This window comes from Streptomyces odonnellii (assembly GCF_000981895.1).
GTDB classification, from domain to species: domain Bacteria; phylum Actinomycetota; class Actinomycetes; order Streptomycetales; family Streptomycetaceae; genus Streptomyces; species Streptomyces odonnellii.
On sequence record NZ_LATD01000240.1, the window covers coordinates 1 to 6,905 of the forward strand.

6 protein-coding genes and 1 pseudogene are annotated in these 6,905 nt (G+C 66.7%); 3 read left to right on the forward strand and 4 right to left on the reverse strand.

What is annotated here, in order from left to right; translation table 11 throughout:
- From WH07_RS22180 to WH07_RS41300, 3 genes and pseudogenes are all read right to left on the reverse strand, one after another.
- Positions 1 to 714, reverse strand: a pseudogene (locus tag WH07_RS22180) (hypothetical protein); the annotation flags it as partial.
- Between the two features lie 144 nt (positions 715 to 858).
- Positions 859 to 1,758, reverse strand: a complete 900-nt coding sequence (ribD, locus tag WH07_RS37890) for a bifunctional diaminohydroxyphosphoribosylaminopyrimidine deaminase/5-amino-6-(5-phosphoribosylamino)uracil reductase RibD (protein WP_079023446.1) — start codon at positions 1,756 to 1,758, stop codon at positions 859 to 861.
- Positions 1,755 to 3,263, reverse strand: coding sequence for a hypothetical protein (locus tag WH07_RS41300; RefSeq protein ID WP_232789009.1), 1,509 nt, complete (start codon positions 3,261 to 3,263; stop codon positions 1,755 to 1,757). The genes ribD and WH07_RS41300 overlap by 4 nt, the downstream gene beginning before the upstream one ends.
- Before the next feature lie 222 nt (positions 3,264 to 3,485).
- On the opposite strand from WH07_RS41300, the gene WH07_RS41985 reads away from it, so the two are divergent.
- The 3 genes from WH07_RS41985 to WH07_RS22195 are packed head-to-tail and all read left to right on the forward strand — an operon-like array spanning position 3,486 to position 5,012.
- Positions 3,486 to 3,980: an ATP-binding protein gene (locus tag WH07_RS41985; protein WP_332836366.1), complete on the forward strand. Its 495-nt coding sequence runs from the start codon at positions 3,486 to 3,488 to the stop codon at positions 3,978 to 3,980.
- Positions 3,977 to 4,642: a hypothetical protein gene (locus WH07_RS22190; protein WP_232789010.1), complete on the forward strand. Its 666-nt coding sequence runs from the start codon at positions 3,977 to 3,979 to the stop codon at positions 4,640 to 4,642. The genes WH07_RS41985 and WH07_RS22190 overlap by 4 nt, the downstream gene beginning before the upstream one ends.
- A 40-nt stretch (positions 4,643 to 4,682) precedes the next feature.
- Positions 4,683 to 5,012, forward strand: coding sequence for a hypothetical protein (locus tag WH07_RS22195; RefSeq protein WP_046502824.1), 330 nt, complete (start codon positions 4,683 to 4,685; stop codon positions 5,010 to 5,012).
- 288 nt (positions 5,013 to 5,300) lie between these two features.
- Here WH07_RS22195 and WH07_RS22200 read toward each other — a convergent pair whose 3' ends face one another.
- Positions 5,301 to 6,785, reverse strand: a complete 1,485-nt coding sequence (locus WH07_RS22200) for a DUF445 domain-containing protein (RefSeq protein ID WP_079023447.1) — start codon at positions 6,783 to 6,785, stop codon at positions 5,301 to 5,303.
- Positions 6,786 to 6,905 lie beyond the last annotated feature (120 nt).

Here is a 6,905-nt window from a genome sequence, read left to right on the forward strand (position 1 = left end):
GGTCTCGTGAGCTAGGAGATGTGGGTTCCAGAGGGGGTGAGGGAGGCCGGCGGCGAGGAGGGTGTCGCGGGCCTGGCCCTCGGCGATGGAGCGGGTGCCCGCTCGGAGTTCGTCGAGGACGGTGCGGACGGCCGGGTTGCGCAGGGCATGGGACGCGCGGAGTTCGGCGTGTAGGTCTTCCGGGTGGCAACTGCACATCTGGACCGTCGTCGCGAGGATCGCGCGTACCCGCTCGGTGGACGGTTCGTGAGCCGCGAAGTCGGACGCGGCGCGGACCGGGCGTACGCAAGGGATGCCGTCGACCAGCAGGGTCGGCGGCCAGCGGCTGGTGCGGTGCAGCCGTACGTACGCCCTGTCCCGCAGGCCGCGCCGCGTGCTGATCAGGACATCCGCATGGTCGGCCGCCGCGCCCCGTACTCCGTACAGCGTCAGCGCCGCCTCGCCGGTAAGGACAGCCCTCGTACCCGAGAGCGCGGTCGGCCCGGGGTCCGCGTAGAGGACCGCGGCAAGCAGGCGTTGGCGGAGGTTCGGCTCACCGGTCTGTATCAGGGCGACGCCGGGCAGCAAACGCTGCCAGGGGCCGGCCGGTCTGCACCGGGCGGCGACGGTGCTGGCGGCGTGGCCGGTGGCGCGCAACTGGCGGGTGGTCGCCAGGCGCTGTTGTGTACGGGACAGTTGGGCGATGGCCGGGTCGGCGGCGGTGGTTCGGGACATGGGGGTTCAGTGCCCACGCCACTCCGCGAACAGAACACGCGGCGGCGGCCTGTGACGATCTCTTGTGTCCTGAGTTGCGTTAGGACTTGTCTGCGGTCGGACATGCTTCGGAGACCGGATCCAGGGCATGCCTCGCTCTCCGATCTAGCGAGTCCTGTGTCCCACAAGGCGTACATAAGCTGCCCGTCGAGTAACTTCGGTCAACCGATAACCGTTCGGGACTGCAACAATGTGTGCCGAATCAGTCTCGGGCAACCATGAGTGTGGAGTTCTCGGGAGATAGGCGATTACCTGATCAACCACTCCCGCTGAAGTGATCGGGGACAGTTCATCGATCACTCCTGATAGCAAAACGGATCGCGCCCCCGTTTCACTGAGCGTTCTTACCAATTCAGCGGCATTGCCGTCCAGCGGTCTACGCGGAATCCGGAATACGTCGTTACCATGACTTCCCACCCTCCCTTCTTCGACACCTTTTTGGTCAATCACCAGATCGTGTGAGGATCGAAGTGCATTCATTTCTTCAAACGCGATGCCTTGCGCGGGACGAGGGCTCGGATTTCCGTCTGCATCCGCTTCATAGATCCACGTGATGAAGGGGCGATCACCTTGCAGAGAGGCTCGCCAAGGACCCAGAACCAGAAGCGCCTCATCTTCAAGAAAGCCATGCTCGACTTCCACACCTGCTCTTTTCAGGAGTGCAGCTCCGCCCTCTCCGCGCGACGTTGGATCCATTACCGCAATGAGCACTCTAGCTACGTTCGCATTAATTAGGGCTTCACGGCATGGTGGGGTACGTCCGTAGTGGTTGCATGGCTCCAGTGTTACAACGGCCGTTCCGCCCGTCGCCCGTTTGCCGGCGGCGGTAAGCGCATTGACTTCTGCGTGCGGCTCACCCTTGCGTACGTGATACCCTTCGCCAACGGTTCGCCCATCGCTGTCGAGAATTACGCAACCAACAGGCGGATTGGGGCTGGTCGAACCCAACCCTTGGGCGGAAATTGCGATAGCCCGACGCATTGCAGCCATCTCATACGCAGTCATGACGTCGGAAATCCACCCTCTTCTCTAATGGCGTCAAACAACTGAGACACCGCCTGCGAAGTGTGAACTTCTCCGAGCGAATTTACTGCGGAGACCGTCTCATGCATGGTACGCAATGACCCTGAACTACGCGCGACGCTCAGGGCAGAGGCGGCCTGCACTGCCGCCGAGTCGTACTCCCGTATTCCCGCATAGGCGAGTGCCAGACGAGCTTGCGCAAGACCCCGGTCTCGCTGGTAGGCGCCCGGAAGTTCGCTCAGTGCAGTTTCGAAGATCGGAACAGCGAGATCAGGGCGACCAAGGGTGAGCCAGCAATTAGCTCGCTGGATTTCGATGTAACTTGCGGTACAGAAGTCTCCATGCCCCATGCGCGCATCACCTTTGGTGTCCGGCGAGGCCGCAAATTTATGCGCTTCGTCCAGACGGTTATGACAAGAAACCTCATCAGCTTCCAATGCGTATCCATGCGCTTCTTGCTGCATAGCGGCTGCGCGCATGGGCGAGGTAAGAACAGACTCGTTTCGCTGGGCGGCTTGAGCGAGGCTCACAGTCTGTGCAGCGTTCTTCCTCGTAGTGGCCTGCTGACTCTTACGGAAAAGTGTCCAAGTAACCATGGCTTGGTCACCTGATTCATTCGCCCATTCCATGGCTTGACTCGTCCACTTTGCCGCACCCTGCATATCCGAGGAGTCTTCATTCAGCCATGCGGCAGATTCCGCGTACTTGGCTGAAAGTTTCAGTAGTTCAGAGCGCTGGGCACCCCTGGCGTACTCGAGAAGCGATTCGAGCACTGAAAGTTGCCGGCGAACTGAAGCGAGCGCGTGGCGCGGACCAAAAAGATTGTCGGCCTGAACGAGGGCGTGCCACATTTCTTGGAGATGCACTGTTGCTGCCTCGATTTGGGTCGCATCGAGTTTCGGGAGTTTCGGCAGTGCAGAGCCCAGGTTGGACGCATGACTCGATGCTGAAATCCGCGCCACGTCTGTTATTTGCAGTGCGGCACCAATCGCACCTGTGACCAGAGTTCGCCGACTGATGGGCACAACTTGTTTCCTCCCCTCAATCCATACAGAAACCAAGAGCACGTCAGGAAGGGCGTCTACGGAGGCGTTGTCCGCGATATCCAACGACGTATCCGGGCCGCTTGACCCAGGGTAGGTCAGAGTCTCGGATCGGTGGCTGCCATCCGGGGAACCCCTCTCCCAAGGCCGTTCAGGCACGTCCAGCATTTCCCCAGGAATGCCGAATCTATCGCAAATACGTTCGATTACGTCTGGTCCACGCACGCCGCGGACACCACGGATGATGTCGCTTACTCGCGAGCTCGTCATTTTGCCGACAGCGGCTGCCATGGCGGCGTGGCTGGAGCCTGTCCGCCTGTTGACAAGACGGAAGATCTCTCGAAAGTTCCGAGCGGCGCAGGCTTCCCGCATCGCCTCACTCCGCAGCAGTGTGTCGGGGATCGTCAGCGGATAGCCGCTGCGCCGTGTCTCGCGATCGTCCATGGGCCACCTAGCAGGGACGGAAGTGACTTCCCCCAGCGTATCCCCGGCCTACTGAGCGGGGATCCCCAAAGTCCCTTGTGGGGTTCCCCGTTTGGTGTTCCGGTCGCTCCCCGCCGCCTAGAAGCTCGTAAGACGAGCAACGCTCACACGGTGCTCGACAAGGACGCCCGCGACCGCACGAACGGACCGGGGGCGTGGTCTCAACTACAAGGAGTTGATGGCATGGTGAAGGTTATCGCTCAGTTCTTCGAGCCGTTCTTGCGGCACTTACTTCCAGCCGGGGGCGGCCAAGAGAGAAGCTCCGTTGTACTGCGGTGGAGTCCGCACCCAAGTTGTGTAGGGCTGGCGCGGGTGCAATTGCGGAAGATGTTGGCGGATTGGGGGCTGTCCGAGTTGGAAGACTCCGCGTCGCTCGTGCTGTCCGAACTACTCACCAATGCCGCCCGACACACCCGTGTCTCTCCGGGGCGCGAGATCGAGACGCGTTACCTGCCCCGGCCCGGGGCCGTACGTATCGAGGTGTACGACTCGTCGCCCTGCCGGCCCGAGTTGCGGGGCCTGGCCCTGGACTCCCTTGACGGCCGGGGCCTTGTCCTCGTAGCCGCTCTGGCCAACAACTGGGGAGTCGATGAACGGGATGACGGAGCGCCCGGGAAGGTCGTCTGGGCCGAGCTGTCTCTGCCACTCCGACTACCCGATGAGCGTGGTTGTTCGTGACTTCACCGGTGGGCAGGCATCCGGTCGTCCCGTACATCGCGTGCTGGTCCTCCGAGCATCAGCCGCCGGGTGCGTTGGTCGTGAGGGGTGGTGGCATCGCGTACGCCGACGAGGGGCCGTACGAGCGTGACGACATGGGCGTCCTGTGGAAGCGGATCGGGATCAGTCCGGGGAAGGGGCGTCCTGAGTTCGGGAACGTGCACTTCCTGCGACAGCGCCGGGCGATGCGGAAGCTGCTGTGCCAGGTCTGCGGCGGGCCGTCGGACCGTACCGACGACGGCACGCTGTGGGTCGTGGGCGAGGACGCGGACGAGCCGGAGCTGCACAAGCCCGGCTATGTCACCACGCATCCGCCGCTGTGCGTGCCGTGCGCGGTCATCTCGGTCGGGGCGTGCCCGCACTTACGCACGAGTTATGCGGCGCTGCGGGTGCGGACGTTCGTGCTGGCGGGGGTGCACGGAGCGCTGTACCAGCCGGGCGGGCTGTATCCCGTGGTGTACGACGCGGGCGGCGTGGCCTTCGAGAGCTGGCGCCTCGGCTGGGTACTCGCCAGCCAACTGATCATGGAACTCCTGGAGTTCACCGTCGTCGACCTGGACGCGGAACACGCCGCCTACCTCAAGCGGGCGAAAGCACGGCGGAACGTGTTCGGGGGCCGGTAGAACGAGCGGCTCCGGCGGGCGGGTCGTTAGGCTCGGGGGCATGGCAGTAGTAGCAGCATCGGCATCAGGAAGCGTTCCGGCGGGTGTGGTGGCCGCGGGTGGGCTCGTTGGCGGGTATGGGATCGCCCGGTGGACGAAGAAGCGGCCCCTTGGCGGGGTCGCCCTCGCAGCCGCAGGTGCGGTGGCCGCGCGGGAGTGGCAGCGTACCGGCGGGACCAAGGCCGCGGTCGGGCTGAGCGTCGCGTACGTCGCCGCCTTCGCCGGGTCGCATCCGCTGGCCAAGAAGATCGGGGCCTGGCCGGCTGTCTTCGCCGTGGCGGGCGGGGTCGCCGCCGCGTCGTGGGCCGTCACCCGGCGCGCCGACGGGTGACAGCAGCGGCCCTCCCCGCACGCCAGGCCGCGAACGGGTTGCCGTTCCGTTGAACAGACCCGGCCCGCGCTCCGTACTCAAGGGCGGCACCCCCCTGGTGGCTGGGCGCGTGGCCGGGCGACATCGTCCGTGGCGCGCGCCCAGCGCTCCACCCGGGCCCCGAGGCCGCGCACCCGGCGCTCCCGCCGCACACCTCCCGGCGACACGCCTGCCGCCCAGCGCTCCCCGCACGCAATCGCCCGGAGCCGCCCGCACGCGCACCCCCCCGCACGGCCCCGGCGCCCCCGGTTACGCGCCCAGCGCGTGCGCCACCGTATAGATCAGCAGCCCCGCCAGCGCGCCCACCACCGTGCCGTTGATCCGGATGAACTGGAGGTCGCGGCCGATGTGCGCCTCGATCTTGCGCGAGGTGTCGGCGGCGTCCCAGCTCCGTACGGTGTCCGAGATCAGGGACGTGATCTCGCTGCGGTACGTCGAGACGACATAGCCCGCCGCATCCTCGACCCACCCGTCCACCTTCCCCTGGAGCCTGCTGTCCGTCGTCAGCCGCGAGCCCAGGGAGAGAAGCGAGGCGCGGGCGCGCAGGCGCAGTTCGCTCCGGTCGTCCTCCGCCGCGGACATGATCATCGCGCGTACGGAGGCCCAGGCCGAGGCGATGATGTCCTGCACCTCGGGGCGCGCCAGCAGCTCCGACTTCAGCCGCTCGACCCTGGCCCGGGTCTCCGTGTCCGACTGGAGGTCCATGGCGAAGTCCCCGAGGAAACGGTCGATCGCGGCGCGCGCCGGATGGTCGGGCATGTCGCGCATCTCGGTGACGAAGCGCAGCAGCTCCTTGTAGACGCGGTCGCCGACCCGGCGGTCGACGAAGCGCGGGGTCCAGCCCGGCGCCCCGCCCTGGACCGCGTCCACGACCGAGTCGCCGTGCTCCACCAGCCAGTCGTGCGCGCGGGCGCAGATCAGGTCCACCGCGCGGTGGTGCGAGCCGTCCGCGACGATTCTCTCCAGGGTCTTGCCGATGCCCGGAGCGACCTCCGCCGCGTTGGCGCGGCGGGTGATCGCCTCGCCGACGATGGCCTGTACGTCGGAGTCCCGCAGGACCCGCAAGGCGCCGCGCAGCGCCGTGGACAGCTCGGCGGTGACACGGTCGGCGTGCGCCGGCGCGGCGAGCCAGGCACCGAGCCGGCCGCCGATGGCGAGGGCGCGCAGACGGGCCCGTACGACCTCGGCGGAGAGGAAGTTCTCACCCACGAACGAGCCCAGGGACGTGCCGAGCTGGTCCTTCTTGTTCGGGATGATCGCGGTGTGCGGGATGGGGATGCCGAGCGGGTGCCGGAACAGCGCCGTCACCGCGAACCAGTCCGCCAGCGCGCCCACCATGCCCGCCTCCGCCGCCGCGGCGACATAGCCGGTCCAGCCGCCCGCGCCGGAGTTCCTGGCCCAGGTGGCCAGGACGTAGATCACGGCGACGAGCAGCAGCAGACCGGTGGCGGTGGTCTTCATACGGCGGACGCCGCGCCGCTTCTCCTCGTCGGCGGCGGTGTACGAGAACGACCCCAGGGCGGCACCGAGGGGTGAGCGCTTCCCGGGCGAGGCGGGCGCACCGGAACCACCGGACGAACCGGACCCGCCGGACGAACGAGACCCGCCCGAGCCGGAACCGCCGGACGAACCGGACCCGGCCGAATCGCCGGAGCCGGCGGTACCACCGGACACGCCCGAGTCGCCGGACCCGGCGCCCGAATCCGGACCGTCCGCGCCTGACCCGCCGCCTATACCCGCGCCAGACCCGCCGCCCGTGCCCGACCCGCCCGAACCGGAATCACCGGACGCGCCCGCCGACCCGGACGAGCCTGTCGTACCGGACCCGCCGGACGTACCGGCCTCACCACCCTG

What these genes read in the sequence shown, in the direction of transcription:
- ribD (WP_079023446.1), bottom strand. Translation starts at nt 1,758, where the DNA reads ATGACTGCGTATGAGATGGCTGCAATGCGTCGGGCTATCGCAATTTCC.
- WH07_RS41300 (WP_232789009.1), bottom strand. Translation starts at nt 3,263, where the DNA reads ATGGACGATCGCGAGACACGGCGCAGCGGCTATCCGCTGACGATCCCC.
- WH07_RS41985 (WP_332836366.1), top strand. Translation starts at nt 3,486, where the DNA reads ATGGTGAAGGTTATCGCTCAGTTCTTCGAGCCGTTCTTGCGGCACTTA.
- WH07_RS22195 (WP_046502824.1), top strand. Translation starts at nt 4,683, where the DNA reads ATGGCAGTAGTAGCAGCATCGGCATCAGGAAGCGTTCCGGCGGGTGTG.